At 53.9% G+C, this 22713-nt stretch carries 17 protein-coding genes; 15 read left to right on the forward strand and 2 right to left on the reverse strand.

Annotated elements, in window-relative coordinates; all coding sequences use genetic code 11:
- A partial coding sequence (locus QW71_RS32650; protein ID WP_039309458.1) for a YhgE/Pip family protein occupies positions 1–1131 on the forward strand: 1131 nt, incomplete at its 5' end.
- Positions 1132–1281: 150 nt separating this feature from the next.
- Positions 1282–2676, forward strand: a complete 1395-nt coding sequence (locus tag QW71_RS32655) for a helix-turn-helix transcriptional regulator (RefSeq protein WP_200906001.1) — start codon at positions 1282–1284, stop codon at positions 2674–2676.
- Between the two features lie 155 nt (positions 2677–2831).
- Here QW71_RS32655 and QW71_RS32660 read toward each other — a convergent pair whose 3' ends face one another.
- Entirely contained in the window at positions 2832–3806 is a 975-nt protein-coding gene (locus QW71_RS32660) for an aldo/keto reductase family protein (protein WP_039309460.1), read from the reverse strand.
- A 299-nt stretch (positions 3807–4105) separates the two neighbouring features.
- Between QW71_RS32660 and QW71_RS32665 the strand changes: the two genes are divergently transcribed.
- The 6 genes from QW71_RS32665 to QW71_RS32690 all read left to right on the forward strand — a co-directional run bounded on the left by QW71_RS32665 (position 4106) and on the right by QW71_RS32690 (position 12443).
- Positions 4106–5716, forward strand: a complete 1611-nt coding sequence (locus tag QW71_RS32665; protein WP_039309462.1) for a GAF domain-containing hybrid sensor histidine kinase/response regulator — start codon at positions 4106–4108, stop codon at positions 5714–5716.
- A 62-nt stretch (positions 5717–5778) separates the two neighbouring features.
- Entirely contained in the window at positions 5779–6441 is a 663-nt protein-coding gene (locus QW71_RS32670; RefSeq protein ID WP_039309478.1) for an SGNH/GDSL hydrolase family protein, read from the forward strand.
- Positions 6442–6788: 347 nt separating this feature from the next.
- Positions 6789–7046: a hypothetical protein gene (locus tag QW71_RS32675; RefSeq protein ID WP_039309463.1), complete on the forward strand. Its 258-nt coding sequence runs from the start codon at positions 6789–6791 to the stop codon at positions 7044–7046.
- A 1176-nt stretch (positions 7047–8222) separates the two neighbouring features.
- Positions 8223–9977, forward strand: coding sequence for a sensor histidine kinase (locus tag QW71_RS32680; protein ID WP_039309464.1), 1755 nt, complete (start codon positions 8223–8225; stop codon positions 9975–9977).
- On the forward strand, positions 9967–11604 hold the full coding sequence (locus tag QW71_RS32685; RefSeq protein ID WP_039309465.1) for a response regulator: 1638 nt from the start codon (positions 9967–9969) through the stop codon (positions 11602–11604). The genes QW71_RS32680 and QW71_RS32685 overlap by 11 nt, the downstream gene beginning before the upstream one ends.
- Complete coding sequence (locus QW71_RS32690) at positions 11601–12443, forward strand: AraC family transcriptional regulator (protein WP_039309466.1); 843 nt, start codon at positions 11601–11603, stop codon at positions 12441–12443. The genes QW71_RS32685 and QW71_RS32690 overlap by 4 nt, the downstream gene beginning before the upstream one ends.
- On the opposite strand, the gene QW71_RS32695 is transcribed toward QW71_RS32690, so the two are convergent.
- Positions 12440–13945 (reverse strand): FAD-dependent oxidoreductase, encoded by a 1506-nt coding sequence (locus QW71_RS32695; RefSeq protein ID WP_047014107.1) that lies wholly within the window; start codon positions 13943–13945, stop codon positions 12440–12442. The genes QW71_RS32690 and QW71_RS32695 overlap by 4 nt on opposite strands.
- 228 nt (positions 13946–14173) lie before the next feature.
- On the opposite strand from QW71_RS32695, the gene QW71_RS32700 reads away from it, so the two are divergent.
- The 7 genes from QW71_RS32700 to QW71_RS32730 all read left to right on the forward strand — a co-directional run bounded on the left by QW71_RS32700 (position 14174) and on the right by QW71_RS32730 (position 22310).
- A complete protein-coding gene (locus QW71_RS32700) occupies positions 14174–15421 on the forward strand; it encodes a hypothetical protein (protein ID WP_235441616.1) in 1248 nt (415 codons plus the stop codon).
- Between the two features lie 114 nt (positions 15422–15535).
- The gene (locus tag QW71_RS32705) at positions 15536–16954 is read left to right on the forward strand and encodes an ABC transporter substrate-binding protein (protein WP_039309467.1); all 1419 of its coding nucleotides are present in this window, start codon (positions 15536–15538) and stop codon (positions 16952–16954) included.
- Between the two features lie 69 nt (positions 16955–17023).
- Positions 17024–17923 (forward strand): carbohydrate ABC transporter permease, encoded by a 900-nt coding sequence (locus QW71_RS32710; protein ID WP_039309468.1) that lies wholly within the window; start codon positions 17024–17026, stop codon positions 17921–17923.
- A gap of 13 nt (positions 17924–17936) precedes the next feature.
- On the forward strand, positions 17937–18836 hold the full coding sequence (locus QW71_RS32715) for a carbohydrate ABC transporter permease (protein ID WP_039309470.1): 900 nt from the start codon (positions 17937–17939) through the stop codon (positions 18834–18836).
- 36 nt (positions 18837–18872) lie between these two features.
- Positions 18873–19883, forward strand: coding sequence for a glycoside hydrolase family 130 protein (locus QW71_RS32720; RefSeq protein WP_039309472.1), 1011 nt, complete (start codon positions 18873–18875; stop codon positions 19881–19883).
- A 28-nt stretch (positions 19884–19911) separates the two neighbouring features.
- Positions 19912–21315 carry an FAD-dependent oxidoreductase gene (locus QW71_RS32725; RefSeq protein ID WP_235441617.1) on the forward strand — a complete coding sequence of 468 codons (1404 nt, stop codon included), beginning with the start codon at positions 19912–19914 and terminating at the stop codon, positions 21313–21315.
- Entirely contained in the window at positions 21312–22310 is a 999-nt protein-coding gene (locus tag QW71_RS32730) for an SGNH/GDSL hydrolase family protein (protein WP_047014109.1), read from the forward strand. The genes QW71_RS32725 and QW71_RS32730 overlap by 4 nt, the downstream gene beginning before the upstream one ends.
- Positions 22311–22713 lie beyond the last annotated feature (403 nt).

Genomic DNA, 22713 nt, shown 5'->3' on the forward strand with positions numbered 1-22713 from the left:
CTGGACACGATACTGGAGGAAGCAGGGAGCGCCATCCAGTATGGACAATCCGGCCTGGCTGCCCTGCGGCAGGATTTGCCGGCCATCCGCGAAGAGGTGCATAACGCAGCGGGGGGCATGACAGAGAAGATGGCGGCATTCAGCAATCTGGTCACTAACGTACTTCCGCGTATTAAGGAAGGACTGCCGGGGGCCGGGGCACAGATACACGAAGCGGCCGAATTTGCCAGAACCGGACTGCCTGCGGCGGAGGTGAAGTTCCGCAAGGCAGCGGATTTCATTACTGCCGGATTGCCGCGGGCAGACCAGGGAGTGGAACGCGCGGCGGAGCTGGTGCGCAGCGATTTGCCTGCACTGGTGGCAGGCGTCCGCAAGGCGGCAGCGACGCTCCGCGATATCAAAGAAGAGGTGGATCTGGAGGAAATTGCCCAGCTGCTGGGCGGCGATATCCAGAGCCAGAGTGATTTCCTGGCGAATCCGGTTGTACTGAAGCAGCAGACGTTATATCCGATTCCCAACTATGGATCGGCGATGACGCCTTTTTATGTCGTGCTGTCCCTATGGGTAGGCGGTACCCTGCTGATCTCGCTGCTGCGCACGGCTGTGGATACCGGCGGAATCCGTTACCTTGGGTATCAGCTCTATTTCGGACGTCTGCTGACCTTTCTTACAGTCGGTATTCTTCAGGCGCTGGTGGCAGTGCTGGGCAATATCTTCCTGCTAGGCTGTTATGTTGCTGATCCGGTCTGGTTTGTCCTGTTTGCCGTACTGATCAGCGTGGTATTCGTGACGATTGTCTTCACGCTGGTCTCGGTGTTCGGCAGTATCGGCAAAGGGATTGCCATCGTATTTATGGTGCTGCAGTTCTCCAGCTCCGGCGGCACCTTTCCTATTAGTACCACCGGACACTTTTTTCAGGTACTGAATCCGTTTATGCCCTTTACCTATGCGATCAGCCTGCTGCGTGAAGCTGTAGGCGGTCTGCTGCCGGAGGTAGCGATCCGTGATGCGCTGCTGCTGGTCCTGTTCGGCGTGCTTGCGCTGCTGCTGGGTCTTACGCTGCAAAAGCCGATGCAGGGCTTCATCCGTAAAGCGGCCGCGCAGGCAGAAGAGTCGAAGCTGATTTCATAGATAAAATGGGGATATATAACATTTATTCCGTCTTTGTCAACCTATTTTGAACCGTTCAAACCGGATTGACCTGTATAATTGGGGGATTTATTATATAGGAATATCTGGATTAATATTCGAATATATGGTTTTTTGAGGGGCGGTATTGGTTTGCATCATAAGACTACAATTCAAGCGGAGCTGGCCGCTTTCCTAAGAAATGAAGGAATGACGATTAATCAATTCGCAGGGGTATCCGGCGTTAACTCCGGAACACTGAGCAGTATTATTAACGGCAACCGTCCCATTGCCATGCAGCAGCTGGACCGGATTACCTCCGGGATGGGGCTGGCTGAAGGGGCGTTCTACGAACTCTATATAGATGAATGTGTCATTCATTCCACACCCGACTGGCGGCGTCTGGGCCCCTTCCTCCACCGCTGCGCAGAGCTGAACAAACTGGAGTGTATCCGGCAGGTCGTTCTTATTATAATGGACAATATTACATATGCTCCTGTGCTGTTTGATACAGCGGAGCAATTCTACGGGCAAGGCAACTATCAGGCGGCGGCTCTGCTCTATGAGGGCGTTGCCGACAGTGAGAAATACCAGCATTCGGAGCGTCTGGCCTTATGCCAGTACCGGCTGTTCACCATTCGGGTCGGCCAGGACCGGGAGGCGGATTTCCGGGCAGCCACGCGGTTCGAATATTTCGTGGAGCGGCTGGATGAGAGCGATCAATTAGGCGCTTTGCAGCAGCTGGCCGATGTCTATCTGTCATTGCAGTACTGGGATAAGGTATGGCTGCTGGCCGAAGAGCTGTACCGTAAGACAGCGATTCAATATGAGATTAAGCATCACAAAGTCAGAAAGCAGAAAGAGCTGAAGGAACCTCCGAAGCCGCTATGCTTCTATATTTTATACGCCTACTGGCTGCAGTCCGTGGTATGTGACGGGCGCGGCGAATATGAGCGTGCTTTGCATTATGTAACTTTATATTCAGAAATGGACTGGATTGTGGAAGATTCAGAGGAAGTCCGGCAAATTAAAGAGTATTTCAGCAGTCAGGCAATAGTTAACACTTATCTGTTCCGTTTAATGTGCGGAGATTTGGAAGTGCTTCATAACTATGTGGAGTATATTGGCACGGGCGGCACCGGCCTGCTCCCCGGAATGCTGAAGGCCGTTCAGGCAGCCAACCGGTTTCACTGGAATGTGGATGAGCTGATTGGGCGGTTCCTGCCGCAGGTAGAGCAGGAGTGGTCTGCCCCGGGGCATGGCAAGCCGGGAGCGGACCTGCCGGATAAATACGCGGAATTGCTCTATGAACTGGCGGGATATTACCTGCGTGCCGGAGAGCAGGAGCAAGGATTCCGCTACTTATTCCAAAGCCTGGAGGCTTCGGCGGAACTGGGCAGCGAGACCTGTGTGATCCGCTGTGTGCGATTGTTTGAGCAATATCGGCCACAGGCTTCGGCTGCGCAGCAAGAGGACTATAAGCAGCTGATCAATAAAGTACAGACTGCCCATGCCAGCAGACACATCGCGCCGGCAGGCAAATTGTAAGAGGAATATTATCCGCTATAGGCTTGCAACTATAGTAAAGCACCGTCCCATTTCCGGACGGTGCTTTTAAGTGCAGGTATTTGCTGCAAATGGAATTGCAGGGCGGGCTATGCCGTATAAGAACACAACCTGGCATATTCTCCTCCCGCACTTGCTTATCTTGCAGGTGCAAAATCAGCCACTTCACGCAGAATGCCTTCAATGACTTCCAGTGTATCCGGCTGAAGAACGGCATTAACGGCTTCGGCGTTCTCTTCGATCTGCCCCGGTTTGCTGGCCCCGATCAGCGCCGAGCTTACTCCGGGCTGCCGCAGTACCCAGGCCAGTGCCAGCTGGGATAGCTTGAGGCCTAGCTCTGCGGCCACTGTATCCAGCTTGGCGACAACATCCAGCACATCATCCCGGAGGTAGCTGCGGATGACACCATTCACTGAATCATCGGACCCGCGCGTTCCTGCCGGAGGCTGCTGGCCTGACTTATATTTACCGGTCAGAATCCCCTGGGCCAGCGGGGAGAAGACGACCTGCCCCAAGCCTTCGCGCACGGAAACCTCAAGCACTTCCTCCTCAATATACCGTTCGAACATATTATAGATCGGCTGGTTGGAGGCGAGCGGGCGGAGATTCAGCCTGCGGCTGATGCCGGCTGCATTCGAGATTTGGGCAGCGGTCCATTCGCTGACAGCCGAATAGAGGATTTTACCCTGTGCGGTTAGATCGTCGAGTGCGCGAAGCGTTTCTTCCACAGGAGTTTCGTTATCGAACCGGTGGCAGAAATAGACATCAATATAGTCCGTATCCAGACGGCGTAGACTCGCTTCACACTGCTCCATAATATGCTTGCGGGAGAGCCCGCGGTCATTCACACCATCGCCCATCGGGAAAAACACCTTGGTGCTAAGCACATAATCCGAACGTGTATAGGAGCGCAGGGCGGCGCCGACCGCTTTTTCACCTTCACCGCGGTTATAGGCATTAGCTGTATCAAAGAAAGTGATACCGCATTCAAAAGCTTTGGCAACACAGGCATCTGCCGCCTTCTGTTCCGCCGCCGTGCCATAAGTAAGCCAGCTGCCCAAGCCGATTTCACTGACTTTAAGTCCTGTATTGCCCAGTTTTCTGTATTTCATCTTCTTCCCATTCCTTTCATAGTTTTTTTGTGTACTTTTTTAGGTTGTCTCTGTGTTTTTTCTGTTATGATGAGGACCAGTCCAGTTGATCGTAACATATCCTCTTAATTAAGTGTAAGAACATAGAGAGTTTCCTTTCTAATTATCCAAATGGCTAATAATGCCGGCTCTGACTGGGCAATCGGGTACTACAATATGAACGGTGACAAATAGGAATAACGGGCAAAGTTCATACAGTGTGGAAATTAAAAATAAGTTTAAATAGTTAAATATGGATTTTGGAATGGAGTTTTAGAAATATGATGGAGAAGATGAATACCCGGAGTCCGGTCATTTGCAATTTAGAGGATGCTGCAGACCGGATGATTGAACTGTTAAGCCAGATTTTTACGTCAAATACGATTATGATTACGATTCACGGTTTAGGCTTGGTTCCCCTGCTGCGGACCTTCAACCGGGAAGAGCCTATCATGAAGGAGGAGGACAATTTCGTCCTTCTTGATCCTATTCGCAGTCTGGTTATTCTTAATGACAATAAGCCGACACTGGTCGCTGACACGCATGATCATCCCGGCTCCACTGCCCTTGAATTTATACATTCACGGGGCATACACTCGTTCATTGGCGTTCCTCTGATCACGGAGCAAGGGGAGTCTGTGGGGACGATCTGTCTGATGGACCCTGCAGCCGGCCTGCATACGAAGGAAGACCTGGATATATTAAGTGCCATGGCCTATTTTTTCACCTATATTATGAATTTGGAACGAAAAGTTGAATTCATAGAACGGCAGAGCCAATCCAAGCTGGACCTGTTTGCCATGCTCAGTCATGAAATCCGCACCCCGATGAACGGCATTATCGGCATGACCGATCTGATGATGACGACTGAAATGGACGAGCAGCAGCAGTATTACATGGAGATTATTGAATCGAGCAATGCCAAGCTGCTGCAATTTCTGAATGATGTTCTGGATTTCAGCAAAATGGAAGCGGGCAAGCTGGTCATTGAAAAGGAACCGTTTGATATTATTACCGCGCTGGAGGAGAGCGTCTATTTGTTCTCCACCAAGGCTTTTGAGAAAGATCTGGAAGTGATTCTGAATGTGGATTCGGAAATTCCCCTGTATGTTCTGGGTGATGCCCCCAAGGTACGCCAGATCATCATGAATATAGTAAGCAATGCCCTGAAGTTCACCCACGCTGGGGAAATCCTTATCGAGCTGAAATCATTGCCTGTCCTCCGTGAAGAAATAGGAATAAGGATTACGGTGCAGGATTCTGGAATAGGTATTGCGGAAGACAAGCTGAAGCTGCTGTTCAACAAATATACCCAGGTTCACCAGAGCAGCGAGCTTCATCATTACGGAGGGACCGGACTGGGACTGGCAATCTGCAGACAGCTGGTGGAGCTGATGGGGGGAGAGATCTCCGTTGAAAGCCGGGAAGGGGTAGGGACGAAGCTGGAGGTCACTCTGTATCTTGAAAAGTATACAAGCCTGCCCTCGATTCCCTTCGAGAAGGATGTGCTTGACGCAATTAAGATTCTGGTCGTTGATGATAATCAGACCAGTCTGCATGTTATCTCTTCGGTACTCGAGGACTGGAGTGTGGCAGTTACTTCCGCCGAGACTGCTAAGCAGGCAATGGACTTTTTGGCAGCTAACAACGATTATGATCTGATCCTTATGGACAAGGATATTGAGGGCACAGAAGCTACAGAGATTGCCAAGCAAATGCGTCAGCTTGCTCCGGGCAGGAAGCTGCCCGTAATTCTGCTTGCTCCCTTGGGAACGAATCTGGACGAGGAGACCAAAGCGCAGTTCGCCTCCATCATTATCAAGCCCATCCGCAAGGTGCATCTGCTCAATAACATATTGGCTTTGCTGAAGCACAGCAAGCCGGAATCCTAATTGCGCATTCTCCTGATATAATTGAATTAAATTATAAGGCGAAAGGTGATTAGTACATGTCTATGTCAATTTCCGGAGCTAACAAGGTATTTCTGTTTCAAGGGGATTCGATTACAGATGGCAACCGTGACCGGGGCAATGATCTTAACCATATCCTCGGGCACGGCTATGCATACATAGTTGGCAGCAAATTAGGCAATGAGCTGGCGGAGCTGCGGCCGGTATTCCATAACCGCGGGGTGAGCGGAGACCGGATCTCCGATCTGTATGCGCGCTGGAATGAGGATGCGATCTATCTGCAGCCGGATGTGCTCAGTATCCTAATCGGGGTTAATGATATCTGGAGTACGATGATGGGCGACCCGGGTGGCATCACGGACCGCTTCGAACGCGCTTACCGCCATGTGCTGGAAGAGACACGCGAAGTGTTGCCGCAGACCCGGCTTGTTCTCTGCGAGCCGTTTCTCCTGAAGACAGGCGCTCCGGCACAGAACTGGCCGGAATGGCTGAAGCTCCTGACTCATTATCAGGAGGTTGTCCGCAGCCTTGCGGAGGAGTTCCAGGCTGTGCATGTACCGCTTCAGGCTGTTTTTGAGTCGGCCGCCGCAAGAACGGATGCTGTATACTGGGTCTGGGACGGTGTGCATCCAACAGCGGCCGGTCACGATCTGATCGCTGCAGAGTGGCTGAGAATTGTGGGGCAGAGCGGGATTCTGCAAGGGTAAACTAGCCCGGTCTCAGCTCCTATTAGACAAATTCGGATTTCAGTAACAACTGCGACAATAGAAATAAGAGTAACACCAGCAAAAGCAAGAGTAAAAGTAAAAGTAAAAGTAAAAGTAACAGTTAAAGCAAGTGCAAAGCATTTACAGCAAAGTATACAAAAGATGCAGAACTAGAGCCTGTTTGAAGCCGGGATGTTACCGGAATTCAAGCGGGCTTTTTGGTTAGGTTACTGTAGGGAAACATGAGTTTCGTCTGTTGCGGATAAGTTTCATTGGGATGTGGAGCGGATCTGCCAGTCAAAGGGATAAATCCTTCTGAATCCGCCTAAAGCAGGCAGCAGGAGGAAATGAAGAGCATTAGTGCCCCTGAATCTGCCGAAAGCGGGCGGCAGACGGGAATGAGGAGCATTAGTGCCCCTGAATCCGCCGAAAGCGGGCGGCAGGCGGGAATGAGGGGCATTAGTGCCCCTGAATCTGCCGAAAGTGGGCGGCAGGCGGGAATGAGGGACAAAAGTGCCCCTGAATCAGCCGAAAGTGGACAGCAGGTGGGAATGAGGAGCATTAGTGCCCCTGAATTCGTCGAAAGCGGCGGCAAGCGGGAATGAGGACCAAAAGTGCGCTTGATTTCACCGGCGGCTGTCTGGAAGTAGTCTGTCTGGAGTGGCGTGGGTGGCCTTAATCTACTTAAGCTGCACAGGCTCCATCAACTCCATAAGCTCCATAAGCTCCAGCTTGATTTGCCTTCCGGGTGATTTTTTTCTTTGCCGGGCAGAGGCTGGCGAAATAAGCTGTTGCTAGTTGCTAGTTGCTAGTTGCTAGTTGCTAGTTGCTAGTTGCTAGTTGCTAGTTGCTAGTTGCTAGTTGCTAGTTGCTAGTTGCTAGTTGCTAGTTGCTAGTTGCTAGTTGCTAGTTGCTAGTTGCTAGTTGCTAGTTGCTAGTTGCTAGTTGCTAGTTGCTAGTTGCTAGGCAAGTTGCTAGTTGCTAGTTGCTAGTTGCTAGTTGCTAGTTGCTTGTTGGCTGCTGGTTATTGGCTACTGGGTGCTGGCTGTTGCTTGTTGATTGCTATTTGCTATTTGCTATTTGCTATTTGCTGTTTGCTGTTTGTTGCTTGATGGCTGCTGTTGGTTGCTGGAGCAGGTGAGCGTACCGTCAGCAGAGTGAAGCGGACTCAAAAGCCCTTATTTCCCGGAAAACCCCTTTTCTGAGGTTTAAGCGGACTGAGAATCAGCTATTTTGTTCATCTGGGCGTGAAACAGGCTGCGGGGGGCCCATTAACGGAATCTGAGTCCGCTTAGCCAGCAAATCTTCCAGATTTGGGCAAAAAGCGGATTTTCAGTCCGTTTGATTAGCTGATGGTCCGGGCAGATGGCTATGATAAGCTCCGCCGAGCACTTGCAGAGAACATGCGGGAGTGCTAACATGCAAATCCGCTTCAGCCATAAAGACTCATCCATGATGGCCTCATCCATTAGGGTGCCAACTCGACTTTATTTTTCAGAAAGAGGCTGCCTGGCGAAAGGAGAGGGAGAAATTCCTCTGAATCCGGCTGGGACGGGGAACTGGTGGAATGAGCGGGAACAATCCCCTTGAATCGGGTTGGAGCGGAGGAAATCCCCCGGTTTATGTTGGGGCGGGGGAACTGGCGGCCTCCCCTTGTACATACGGTAAATCCATGCTCCGCATACGGTGATTTCACTGTTTCTTACAGCGCTTATTGCCCGGCCCCAGGTCCGGGTGACATAATCGAAGAGCAGGCATGTACACAGGAAGGCGTGAAGAATTTGGACTATTTCCGGAAGCAATCGTTCCGCAGTAAATTAAAAACCGCATTCCTGGCCGTGATTCTCCTCTCTGTGCTGATGACCGGAGGGCTGTCCTATTCCATCTCAGCGGCAATCCTGGAGAAGAATGCGCTGAAGCTCACCCAGGATACCGTCGTCAAATCGGCACAGATCATCGACGAGAAGCTGAACAAGCTGACACTGATTATGATGACCTTTATGATCAGCCAGCCTTTTCACGATATGATGAGAGATGTCGTCTCCGGGGACACAGGCAGATATTATACCCACCTGAATGATCTTGATAACGTTTTCTCGCAGGCACGGATTGCCGAGCCGCTGATTCAATCCATCTATGTGTCCACGCCAATCGGGGAGTTCTACCCGTCGTCGATGAACCGCAACCGGCTGACGGAGTTCAAGGATACGTTTCTGTATGAGCGCATTGAACAGGAGAAGAGGAACCTGTGGGTCGAGGGCCATGAGGATATGCTGTTCTCCGGCAAGGACCGGGTGATCTCACTGATTCTGGAGCCCATATTCGATACTCCGGTCAGCGGTGTATATATCGTAGTCAATATCCGCGAAGACGGCTTCCGCAAGCTGGTAAGCGGAGGTACCGGGGGCGGGGCGCGCAGCTTCCTGCTGAACGCGGCAGGTGAGCCCGTGTATTCTGTGAAGGACCCGCTGGTCCAGCAGGCGGTGGAGGGCAGTCATCTGACCGGTATGATCAGCAGCAGCCGGGATCTCAGCAATACGTTTAAGCTGGGCGGTGAATCCTATCTGCTGAACTATGCCCATCTGGGCATCGCGGATTGGACGATGACTACAATCCAGTCCAAAGCCAGCGTGCTGAAGGATATGATCTATGTAAAATGGATGCTTGTGGTGGTGGCCTTCGCTGCCTTCACGGTCACGATGATGGTATCCGGCGCATTTACCCGTTATCTGCTGAGGCCCCTTCAAGGTCTAATGAAGGTCATGAAAAAGGTGGAAAGCAACGATCTGACCGCCAGGTTCGAGAGCAGCAGCGGGGACGAGCTGGCTCAGGTCGGTATCCGGTTCAACCGGATGCTGGAGCAGATCGTAGTGCTGATCGGGGAAGTCACCGAAGCAGAGACGAATAAACGCTCGGCGGAGATTAAGGCGCTGTCGGCGCAGATGGACCCCCATTTTCTGTACAACACCCTGAATACGATCTACTGGAAGCTGAATCTGAAGCAGGTGGAGCAGTCGCAGCGAATGGTAGTGTCACTGTCCCGGCTGTTTCAGCTGGGGCTGAATAAGGGGCAGGAAATCACCACGCTGTCCAAGGAGCTGGAGCATGTCCGCCAGTATCTGGAGCTGCAGTGCAGCTGCTATGAAGGGTTGTTCCGTTATGAAATCCACGTAGAGGATGAAGCTCTGAATATACTCCCTATTCCACGCATTCTGCTTCAGCCGCTGGTGGAGAACAGCATTCTGCATGGCTTCCGCGATCTGGAGAGCGGAGGCGTAATCGGTATAGAAATACTGGACGAGGGAGAACGCTGGCGCCTTATGGTCCGCGACAATGGAGCAGGCATGGAGGAGGATCAGGTCCGTGCGCTGTTCTGGCGGGAATCGGATAAGGGGTATGCCGTGTCCAATCTGATCCGCAGGCTGCAGCTGTATTACGGGGACGGTGCGGTGTTCCGGGTGGACAGCGGGCCAGGCAGGGGAACGGCGGTCATCATATCTTTACCCAAGAGAGAGGAGCATCAGGATGGACGATAATGGTGTGATCAGCTTGTGCATTATAGACGATATCAAAAGTGTAGTCGCAGGACTCACCTGCATGAATTGGGCGGAGCAAGGTATCCGGGTGGCGGGTACGGCAGCCAACGGGGAGGATGGGCTGGACATGATCTCGGAGCTGCGCCCGGATCTTGTCATTACGGATATACGGATGCCGAGGATGGACGGGCTGTCCATGCTGCGCGCCGTGCTGGAACGCCACCGGGACTGTAAGGTGATTCTGATCAGCGGCTATGCCGACTTTGAATATGCGCAGCAGGCTGTCCAGCTTGGCGCTTTTGACTTTGTCGTCAAGCCGTTTACGGAAGAGGATATTATGAAGGCGGTGCTGCGGGCGAAGGCGGAGATTATGGAAGAAAGGTCGAAGCTGCTTACCCTGCGGGAGATGGAAAAAAGATTGCGGGAGAGTCTGCCGGTACTGCGGCAGGAATATTTCGCCCTGCTGGTCAGCCACCGTACAACCTGGGAGCAGGCGGCAGCCCGCTGGGAATTCCTGAATATCGATCTGAACCCGAAGGGGTTTGTGGTCATGCTGCTTGAGATCGATCACTTTCAGGAGCGGGCAGCCGAGCTGTCCATCCGCGAGGTGGAGCTGATCCGCTTCTCGCTGCTCAATATCACGCAGGAGACGATTGCCGAGCATGTGAGGTGCGTAGTCTTCCGCGCCAGACATAACCGCTATCTGGCGGTTATGAATGACTGCAGCGCGGTCAGTGCAGTGGAGATCGCCGAACGCTGCTGCCGGAATATTGAACGCTACACCAAGTTCACCGTATCGGTCGGGGTCGGAGGCAGAGTGGAGGAGACGAGTGAGCTGCCTGATTCCTATCTGCAGGCCAACCGGGCGCTGGCCTATCATCTGTTCACAGAAGGCAATGCAGCCATCCGCTATGACGATATTCTCCCGGCCGGCAGCCAGGAGCCGCTGTCCCTGGAATACAAGGACGAGCTGCTGCTGGCTCTGCGCTCCGGCAATGCCGGAAAGGCAGCGGCCATTCTGGAGGATATCTCGACGGGCCTCCAGAGTCTTGTCTCCCGGCAGAATCCGGATTATCTGCTCAGCTTGTACGATGAGCTGGCTGCCTCGGCGATCCGGAGCTTCTATGAGCTGATTCCGTATGCGGATATTCAGCCGCTGATCCAGAGGTTCAGGGCCGTTCAGGGAACAGCCGGACTGCCGCTGGCCTCTCTGCAGCGGCAGCTGCTGGAGCTATGCGTGGAAGGGGCCGCACTGGTGCGCAAGAACAGCCTGTCCGAGGGGCAGAAGGTCATCTATGCTTCACTCGATTATATTCAGAGCCATCTCTCTGAGGATATAACGGTAGGGGATTGCGCCGCTCATGTCCATCTCAGCGCGAGCTACTATTCCAGTCTTTTCAAGAAGGTGACCGGAATGACGGTCACACAGTATGTGACCACGGAGAAGATCCAGAAGGCCAAAGCGCTGCTGGTAGAAGGGATGCCGGTGCAGGAGGTCGCCCTTGCAGCAGGTTACGAGGAGCGGCGGTATTTTAGCGAAATGTTCAAAAAAATCACCGGGCAGACACCTTCGGAATTCAGGGCAGGCTATCATCCTGACCGTCCGGAGGAGAAACCTTACCGATGACGAAGCCAGATCCGCATCGTTCCGGCGTCATTTATGCTAACTATTTCGCACACATGAAGCCCCACTCCGTGAAGTACGAAGAGGGGCTGACTTACTATTTGTTCCGGTTTCAGGCAGAAGGTACCTGCCGGGCGCTGGTGGCGGGGAATTACGAGACCATCATCCCCGGAGACCTGCTCATTTATCCTCCCGGTCAGCCCTACGAACTAAGCGTTCAGCCCCGGAGCGTACCGGCAACGGGTGAGACTCAGCCTGCTTCGGACTATTTTCTGGCTGGCAAGGGGGAATGGCTGGACTCGTGGTGGGCCAACACAAGCCTGCCCGTAAAAAAGAATATCGGTTTTGACGATACGGTGCTTACGCTATGGAAGCATATCATCAGCGAGAAGAAAAAAATGATGCAGAACCTGGACGAGATCATGGACTATCTTCTGAGAACGTTTTGCCTGACCCTGGAGCATGTGATTGGGGTCAATCCGCGCACCAAGGGAGCGGATACCGCGTACAAGCTTAAGTTATTCATAGACAACCATGCTCATGAACAGCTTAGCCTGAAGCAGATATCGGCCTCTGCCGGGTTAAGTGTGTCCCGCTGCTCCTATCTGTTCAAGGCTTCTTTTGGCCAATCCATGTTCGCCTACTGTATCAGCGTCAGACTGAAGCTTGCGCAGCAGCAGGTGCTGTACAGTGATCTGACGCTTGAACAGATTGCCGACAAAACGGGCTTCCAGAGCTATGCTCATTTCTGCCGGATGTTTCGGGGACACTTTGAACATTCTCCGGGAGAATACCGGCGCAAATTCGGGTTCCGGTTCCATCCGGATGGATGCACAGATTAGACGTCTGTATACAAAACCTGATTTTCTTGAAGAAGGATGGAATGCAGCTTCTCCACCTGAACATTCTGAACAATCCCGTCCGCATCAAGCGCCAGCGCGGCTGCAGCCGCAGCCGATTGCCCCAGGATCATAAATACCGGTTCCATGCGGATTGAGCCGTAGGCAGCATGGGTAGCAGATACACATACCGGTACGATCAGATTGGTGCACTCCGTCCGTTTCGGCACAACCGCCCGGTAGCTAATCGGGTAAGGCTCAGCCAATCTAACATAGAATCCGCCCTCTGTGCTTACATGACCGTCTTCGTTCACATAGTATTGGGTGTGGTGCGAGTCCATGGCGAAGGAGCCCATTCCGATGGAATCCGGCACCGGGTTGTCCAGTCTGACATCATGCTCAGTAACCACATAATCGCCGATCATTCTGCGGGATTCCCTGATATATAATTGGGGCGTCCAGTGGCCGCTGTCCGTGAATTCATCAAGCGGCAGCCCCCACGGCTTGTAGACCGCCCGGATGTCCTCCGGCACCCGCGGATGATTCTGCAGGGTCCAGACATAACCTTGCTGATAGATGCGGTGGGCCTCCCACATTGCTTCTCTTGCCGGATAATCCGCCTCCGCATAGCTATGGTTCATTCCGTTGTAATCCGTAGAAATGCCGCTATTGTTATTGGAATCCGTCTTCTCTGCAGTAACCCGGTTTAATTTAAAGAAACGGGAGCGCTGTCCCTGCTCAATGGCCCGGAACAGAATTTCATAATCAGCCTCGTTATACCCCTCAGGCTTTCCAATCTCCAGGCGGTTGTCCGGATTGTCCGTCAGGCACATGCGGAAGTTATACGCCTGAAGCTTGTTGTCCCCGTCGCCGATGCCGCCGCTGCGGGTAGCATTGACACGCGGGAGCAAGCCGCTTGCGGGTACTCCTTTAATGATATAGGGATCAATACCGGCTGGAAGCTCATTAAGTTCGTCACCGGGCTGAATGCCGTTTAATGTCTCTCCGTACGCTGAATTCGGCTCCCGGCCGACAGTATAGGATACGCCGGACTTGCCCATCAGATCGCCTTCATACGTAGCGTCAATAAACATCCTGCCCTTATAGGTGTTTCCGGATTCCATGCGGATAGAGGTGATTGCGGTGCCTTGTCTGGCCACCCCGCCCTGAAGCTCAAGCCTGTCTCCGCAGACGACTTCGATAGGGTGTTCGGCCACCAGATCCTGCAGTACTTCGAGCGCTACTTTGGGTTCGAACAGCCAGCGTGCCCCGTCTTCATTATATTTCCGGGCTACCCGCCGGTAGAACTCCAGGGACAGGCCGCCGACCGCCTGCTTCATCCCCACATCCGTATCTCCCAGACCTCCGCTGGTAAGGCCCCCAATGCGCTGTCCCTGCTCGATCACCACCACGGTTTTGCCCATTTTTGCGGCTTGGACCGCAGCTGTAATCCCTGCAGCGGTTCCGCCGTAAATGACAATATCATACACTTGTTCCCGGTTCATAGTTCCCCTCCTAATGCCTGATTTCACCTGCAGAAATTATCATAACTGCTGGCCGGCCAAGCGGGAATGATGGATCTTCCTTTTTGATTTGACGGATCTTACTGTTTTGTTCAAGCGGCTGATTTTATGGAAAAAGCCTTTTGAAATCAGGGGTTTCGTATGATAAGGTGATTCCTGAAAAACGGGAAAAACTCTTATTCTATGATGTAAAACAGGAGGAAATATGAAATGATGAAACCGAAATTCCGCTATTTGGACAAACCGGCTCTTGAGCCTGTACCAGGCTGTGATTGGGCGGATAAAATGGTGTTGAATCCGGCTATTATTAAAGACCCTGATTCTGATGAAATCCATATGCTGTTCCGGGCCACCGGGCCATGGCCACACAAAAGAAGAGAGGGATGTCATGATCCCTATCCGATTTTTCTGGGTTATGCGAGCAGCAGGGATGCGGGAGAGACCTGGGAGGCAGACTTTTCAAGACCCGCTCTGGCGCCTGCACTGGGGTATGAGGAGCACGAGCTGTACATCACGGATATTTACGGTAATGAAGTGCGGAATTATGCCAACGGCTGTGTGGAGGACCCGCGTATCTTTTATATCGAAGAGGAGTTATACGTCACGGTGGCCTGCCGGCCGTTTCCCCCTGGCCCCTATTGGCTCAGCAGCCAGCAGCCTCCGGTACAGACGCGGTTTGAATATGTTCCGGATTGGATCTTTGCCGGAGATGAGGCAGACCCGTTCATTCAATCGGCCCGGGCTAATGACACAGTCAGTGTGCTCTACAAGCTGAATCTGGATAAGTTGAAGCAGGGTGAATATGAAAGCGCTTTTCAGTATGTAGGTCCGCTCACCGAGGGACATGTCAGCGATAACCGCGATGTGTTCTTATTTCCCCGGAAAATGAGGATTGCCGGTAAAATGCAATATCTTATGCTGCACCGGCCGATGAATGTCCTTCCCTTTGAAGGGGGAGAGAAGGCGGGTAAGCCCTCGATTTATTTGGCGGCAGCGGAATCCATAGCGGAGTTGGCCTCGCCCAAAGCGGCACATCGGCTGCTGGCTTATCCGGTCTTTGACTGGGAGGAGAACCGGGTGGGTGCAAGCTGGCCGCCGGTAGCCTTGGGAAATAGAGAGTGGCTGGTACCTTACCACGCGAAGAAAAATGTACAGTTCGGGTACACGCAATCCTTCATGATCCTCAGGGAGCGGGAGAATGATTTCCCGGCTGTTATTCACCGTTGCTCCGACCGTCTGATGTATGCCGAGCGGGATTGGGAAATGCCGGAGGATTACCCGACACCCTGCCTGTTTACGACCGGAGGCATTGTCTTGGGCGAAGAATTAATCATGTCTTATGGCGCGGCAGATCAGAAGGTGGGGATATCGTGGGTTAATTTTGAAGAATTGCTGGCGTATATCCGGAAATACGATGAGGCTGGAAATCTGGCCGGACAAGGAACATCCAGTAGATAAGAACCATTGATTTCTGTCCCTAGAGAGTGAGTCTGCCGCACTCCTTTTGCGGGGGAGGGGGCTTATAATGAGAACGAGCTCACAATACAAATGTTAATCAAAGGGGTAGAATGTATGCAGAAAAAATGGTTGGGTCTCAGCTTGAGCCTCATGCTGGCCGCCGGAATCGCCGGCTGCGGCGGGAACAACAACAAGGGGTCGGCAACTGAAGCGCCTGAAGCGGGCACGGCAGCTCCCGCCGCAACGGCCGCTGCTGGCGGCAACACTGCCGCAAGCGAGCCTGTACAGCTTAAATACTGGACGGACGACCGTCATGACCAGGAATATATCAAAGAGCTGATCAACAAGTTCAATGAGACGAACGGCGAGAATATCCAGGTGGAGCTGACGGTGATGTCCGAGAACTACGCGCAGAGCGTCGATATCGCTTTTACCAGCAATCAGGCACCGGATCTGCTCCGCCTGAAGAGCGGCAATACAGCCGAATTTGTCAAAAAAGGATATCTGGCACCGATTGACGGTTATCTTACCGATGACATGAAAACCAAATTCGGCAGCGTAATTATCGACAATGTCAACCGGATTGACGGCAAGGTGTACTCTTTGGCCAATACCGGCCTCACCCTGCGCCTGATCTATAACAAGGACCTCTTTGCCAAAGCGGGTATTGCGAACCCCCCGGTATCGCTGCAGGAAATGGTCGATGATGCCAAGAAAATTACCGAGCAGGGCAAAGGAGAGGGTGTGTATGGCTTCGCGCTGAACTTCAAAAGTCCGAAGTCGGCTTTTGACCGTTCGATCCGGGAGATTCTCTCCTTGAGCGGCTATCAGGGACTCGGCTTTGACCTGAAGACAGGCCAGTTTGATTTCGCACCTTACTCCCAGACCATCGAGTACTTCAAGCAGATGTATGAAGACGGCAGCATTCTGCCAGGCGCAGAGACGCTGGACATCGACCCGCTGCGCGCCCAATTTGCGGCAGGCAAAATCGGGATGTACCTCTCCTTCTCGACAGAGCCGGGGGTGTATCAGGACCAGTTCCCGACTGAAATCAACTGGGCGGGTGCCCTGGCTCCAACACTGGACGGCCAGATTAAAGGAACCTCTGAAATCGTGTCCGCCGGTACCTGGCTCGGCATCAGTGCCAAATCAGCGCATCAGGAGGCTGCCTGGAAATTCATGCAGTACATGTACGGTGACGATATTCTGAAGACATATCATGAGAAGGGCTTCGGGATTGCCGTAGTGCCAACCATTGTAGAACTGGCCAAAAATCCCGAAATTAACGGCATGGAAGGGTTCCTGGTCGGCGAGCATGACTCGCTCTGGCCTGCAGTGCCAAGCGTTACTCCGGAGGGCTCTACCTATGCGGATGCTTTCTTTAAATATATCCTTGCAGGCGGAGACGCCAAGGCTATTACTGAAGATTTGAACACAAGATACAATGCCGCCTTGACCAAAGCGGTAGAGAAGGGCGAGGTTACCGTTACGCCGGACCCTGCTTTTGATCCGCTGAAACCGCAGGGAGAATAACAGGTTAGGAAGGGGCTTGTACGGGATTCCCGGCGCAGCCCCTTTGCTTTCCCCGAAGGAGGACAACACATGATTTACAAATGGAGAAGGCTTGGGGAGAACTCCCTGTTCCTTGCGCCGAGCATTATTCTGACGATTACCCTTGGCATCTATCCTTTATTCTGGATGCTGCGCTATATGTTCTATGATTATGCCGGCTATGGCGAGGCGCTGTTCGTAGGTCTGGACAATTTCAGCCGGCTGCTGCGGGACGGCCTGTTCTGGGAGTCAGTCCGCAATACCTTCGTCTTTGCCGGAGGCAAGCTGCTGCTGACCCTGCCGCTGTCCCTGCTGCTGGCTGTCATTCTTAATGGCAAACTGCGCGGGGTGAGTTTGCTCCGGGGCATCTATTTCATGCCGACCGTGATCAGTACGGCGGTGATCTCCGTTGTTTTTTATAACATCTTCAATTCCTATAACGGGATGGTTAACACGGTTCTGATGAAGCTGCATCTGGTCTCACAGCCGATTGACTGGCTTGGTCCGAAGCATGCGATGCTGACGGTTATTATCGTGGCGGTCTGGGGTGCGGTTGGCAACTATATGCTGCTCTTCCTCGCCGGGCTGCAGAGCATTCCGCAGGATCTGTACGAGAGCGCGGCCATTGACGGGGCGAACGCCGGAAGACGCTTCTGGAATATTACGCTTCCGATGCTGGCTCCGGTTGCCCAGATGGTCATTATGCTGGCGATTATCGCTTCCCTGAAGGGCTATGAGAGCATCATGGTCATTACAGAAGGCGGACCGATCGGCAAAACCGAAGTGATGTACCTCTATCTGTATAAGCTGTTATTCCCTGTATCCACCGGTTCACCGGTAGCGCAGCAGCTGGGCTACGGCAGTGCCGTGGGCTTCGCAACCGCCGTAATTGTCGGAGCGGTTACCGGACTGTATTTCTACTTCAGCCGCAAAATGAACAAGGTGTATTAGGAGGTTTATTGATATGAACGAACATGTGATATCCAAGCAGCCGTCCAGGCTCAAGCAGTCCGTCCCCCGGGAGCCCGGCCATGCCGGCAGGATAGCGGTACGGACCGTGATGTGGCTGTTCCTGCTGGCAACGGCCGTCCTGACCTTGTTTCCGCTGCTGATGACGCTGGCAGGCTCGCTGAAGACAGGGGCAGAAATGATGACCGGTGGCAGCCTGCTTCCGGCGAAGCTGCAATTCGCCAACTATGCGGAAGCCTGGAAACAGGCCAACTTTGCCCGCTATACCTGGAACAGTGCTTTTATGAGTGTAATGGTTACGGTGGGGACACTGCTGGTAGCTTCGATGGCCGCCTATGTGGTGGACCGGCGTGATTTTCCCGGCAAACAGATCTATGTGACGGTGCAGGCGTCCATGATGTTTATTTCGGTTGGTGCGATTGTGCTGCGCCCGCAGTTCGATCTGATGGTTGCCCTGCATCTGAATACCACGCTGTGGGGGGTTATTCTGATTCTGGTGAGCGCCCATTCCAGCACCTTTTTCATGCTGCAGGGCTTCTTCAAAGCGATTCCCCGCGAACTGGATGAAGCTGCTATGGTCGACGGCTCCGGCTTCATCCGCACCTTCTTCCGCATCATTCTGCCGCTCCTGACTCCAGGACTGGGTGTTGCCGGACTATTCGCCTTCCGCCATTCGTGGAACGAATACATCCTGCCGCTGGTATTCACCATGACTAATCCGAAGCTGCAGACGCTGACTGTCGGGCTGGCGAATCTCCGCTACGGCTCCTCGGCCGCGATGCAGATCCATCTGATGATGGCCGGGGCCTGCCTGTCTATTCTGCCGATGCTGCTGGCGTATATTCTGGCGAACAAGACATTCATTCAGGTTACTGCCGGTTCGGTGAAGGGGTAGCTCTAATCTTGTATGTGCAAAGGAGAATCTTCCATAATGAACGATCTGACGATAGGAACGCTTATCTCAAGTCCGGTGATGGTCCGGCATCCGCTTAACCCCATTCTGAAGCCTGCGGATGTCCCGTACGGGCCGGCCATGGTCTTCAACGCCGGAGTGACGAAATTCAAGGGCAGATATGTAATGGTATTCCGCAATGACTACGGGGATGAGGGCAAGGGGATCGTCGCTCCCCACCATACAACGAATCTGGGACTCGCCTTCAGCGATGACGGAGTAAGCTGGGAGGTGCAGCCGGAGCCGTGCTGGTCCTGGCATGATGAGGAAGTGGTCCGGGTGTATGATCCGCGCCTGACTGTGATTGGCGAACGCTGCTATCTGTGCTTCGCGGTCGATACGCTTCACGGCCTGCGCGGCGGGATCGCCGTGACGGACGATTTCCGCTCCTTCGAGGTGCTGAGCCTGTCGCTGCCGGATAACCGCAATATGGTGCTGTTCCCGGAGAAGATCGGCGGCAGATACGTCAGGCTTGAGCGTCCGCTGCCGGTCTACAGCCGGGGCGGACTGGACCGCTTCGATATGTGGATGAGTGATTCCCCGGACCTGAAGTATTGGGGGAATCACAAGCTGCTGCTGGCTGTTGAGAATGTGGCGTATGCCAATGACAAGGTAGGCCCCGGCGCCCCTCCCGTTAAGACGGACAAGGGCTGGCTGACGACATTCCATGCCGTGGATCTCGACCGCAGCCGGGGCAAGAACGGCTGGGAAGACAGCTGGAAGAAGCGCTATACCGCCGGGATTATGCTGCTTGACCTTGAGGATCCGATCCGGATTATCGGCCGGGCGGCAGCGCCGCTGCTGGCACCGGAGGCGCTGTATGAGACCTCGGGCGGGTTCCGCAACGATGTGATTTTTCCCGGCGGGATGATCCTGGAGGATTCCGGGGAGGTCAAAATTTATTACGGTGCTGCGGATACAGTGGAATGCCTGGCGACTGCGCATGTAGATGACCTGCTCCGGCTATGTCTGGAGAAGGGGACTGAATAACTAAACCGGCCTTACAAGGAGGACGATTATGAATTACGGACATATGAATTACGGACATATAACGCTGCCTACGGCAGATGTGCCTGTCTCCCGCGAGGTGGATGTGCTGGTGATCGGCGGGGGAGCGGCAGGTATTGCCGCCGCCATCTCGGCTGCCGAAGGCGGTGCAAGCACCATGATCGTAGAGCAGCGGGGTTATTTTGGCGGCATGGGGACTGTAGCGCTTGTACCTGCCTTCTGTCCCTACACGGATAAGGTCAAGCCGATTATCCGCGGCCTCGGCCTGAAGCTGATGGAGCGGATGAAGCAGGCCTGCGAGTCCGGCTATCAGGAGGAATACCGCGGGCTGCTGGACTGGGTGCCGATTGATCCTGAAGTGCTGAAACGCGTCTATGACGATGCCATTCTTGAGAGCGGTGTGACGCCGCTGTTCCATACTTTTGTCTATGATGTTGTGCTGTCACCGGATGGACAGAGTGTCGAGGGCGTGATTATTGTCAACAAATCGGGGCGGTCCTTCATCCGCTGCCGGTATATTATTGACTGTACGGGTGACGGGGACATCGCTGCCCTGTCGGGCGTTCCTTTCCAGAAAGGCGGCGGGGAAGGGGAGCTTCAGCCGGGCAGCATGTGTTATCTGCTGGCGAATGTGGACCGTCCGAAATTCAGCCGCTTCCTGGAAGAAACGGGAGATACGGGTCAGCTGCACCGGACGGTTGAGCAGGCTATGGCTGAAGGGGCGCTGCCGGAAGGCCGCAAGTCCATTTCCGGCCTGGCCTGGGTGAGTGATTACCTGGTTGGGGTCAACTTCGGCCATGTGTTTGGTGTAGACGGAACGAAGGCCGAGGAGCTTACGTGCGGAGCCATCGAAGGCCGCCGGACCGTGCTGCGGCAGCTGGAATTCTTCCGGAAGTATGTGCCGGGCTTCGGGGCGGCACATCTGGTGGCGAGCGGTGAGCAGCTTGGCATCCGGGAGACTCGGCGCATTCAGGGCGATTATATGCTGACCGTGGACGACTTCATTGCGGCGCGTTCCTTCCCGGATGATATTGCCCGCAATGCCTATTATATCGATATCCACCTGGCTACCAGCAAGAGTGATATGACCTTCAATCATCTGCCGCCGGGAGTCTCCCACGGCGTGCCCTACAGGGTCATGCTGCCGGTAGGCATTCGCAATCTGTGGGTGGCCGGGCGCTCCGTGTCCTCGGACCGGGCGGTTCAGGGCTCCCTGCGGGTGATGCCGAACTGCTTCTCGATGGGCCAGGCCTGCGGGACGGCAGCATCGCTGGCGCTCCGGGATGGCGCGGATTCCCGCAGCATCTCAATCGCTGAGCTTCAGCAGCGGCTGCTGGATCAGGATGTGTGGCTGGGGGAGAACTTCATTCCGGGTGAAGCGGATAAGAGTACGGAAGCAGGCAATTTGCAGTGAAGAAGCTTCCTCTGACAGATGAATGGTTTCATGGCGCAGTTTCACTGGAGCACCGGGAGGAGGGGATCAAGCCCTGGCGTATTCCTTACCGGGATTATGAGTTGTATCCTCCGGACGGGATCGATGGCAAGGCGGAAATCTGCTCCGGTATCCGGCTGCGGCTGGCCACCGGCTCCCGGACACTGGCCTTGTCGTTCAGTCCGCTTGCGGAGGCTGCCGCGCTGGACTGTCTCAGCGGCGGCGTGCTGCTCCAGACGCTCCGGCTTGCTGCGGGCGGCACGGAAGCCTTTTTCACCGGACTACCGCCCGGAATGAAGGAGCTGGACATCTATCTGCCGCAGAATACCGGCATTACACTAAGCGCCTTGCAGATTGAAGCTGAAGCCGCTGCTGAATCGCTGCCGGATAACCGGCCAAGGTGGATCACCTATGGAAGCTCCATCACCCAGTGTGTGGCAGCGTCCAGCCCTTCGCGCACCTGGCCGGTCATTGCCGCCGGGGAGTGCGGCTATCATCTGACCAATCTCGGCTTCTCGGGCAACAGCCTGATGGAGCCGATGGCGGGCCGGCTGATCCGGGATTTGCCGGCTGAACTGATTACCTTGTGCGTCGGAGTCAATATATACGGTGCAGCCGCCTCCAGTCCGCGGATGTTCAAGCCGCTGCTGATCGGCATGCTGGAGACCATCCGTGAGAAGCACATAGAGACGCCGCTGGTCGTCATCTCTCCGATCTACGGGACGGAGCGGGAGACGGAGGAGAACAAGCTCGGGTTCACCCTGCCGCTGATGCGGCGGCAGATCGCAGAGACAGTGAAGCTGCTGCAGGCGCGGGGAGACCGCCATCTGCATTACCTGGACGGCCTGGAATGGTTCGGCCCGGAAGACGGGCACCTGCTCACGGATGGCCTGCATCCGGGAGCCGAAGGCTACGAGCTGCTGGGAAGCCGTTTCGGCGGCAGGCTGGCGGCAGCGCTTCAGGGTGGGCGGCTGTAGCTAATCGGCACAGTGTTGAGCGGATTTATTGGGCGAGTATAACAGCAGGTGAAAGACAACTATAAAAAGGCAGCAGCCTTCCCGGTTAAGGGAGAGCTGTCGGCACAGTGTTGAGCGGATTTATTGGGCGAGTATAACAGCAGGTGAAAGACAACTATAAAAAGGCAGCAGCCTTCCCGGTTAAGGGAGAGCTGCTGCCTTTCATGTTGTATAGAGAATTCTGATATTTGTCAATTGTGGACAAATAAGTTCCTTGGAATTAGGAGCAGATCCGTAATCCCATTGAATCCCCTGGTAAGCGGGCCAAAGGTGGCCCAATGAATGCGAAAAGCCGAATACAATGAGCTACTATGAAGGTAACTGGATCAAATGTATGCGAAAAACCGAACACAATGAGCTACTG

The sequence above is a fragment of the Paenibacillus sp. IHB B 3415 genome, assembly GCF_000802655.2.
GTDB lineage: Bacteria > Bacillota > Bacilli > Paenibacillales > Paenibacillaceae > Paenibacillus_AQ > Paenibacillus_AQ phytohabitans.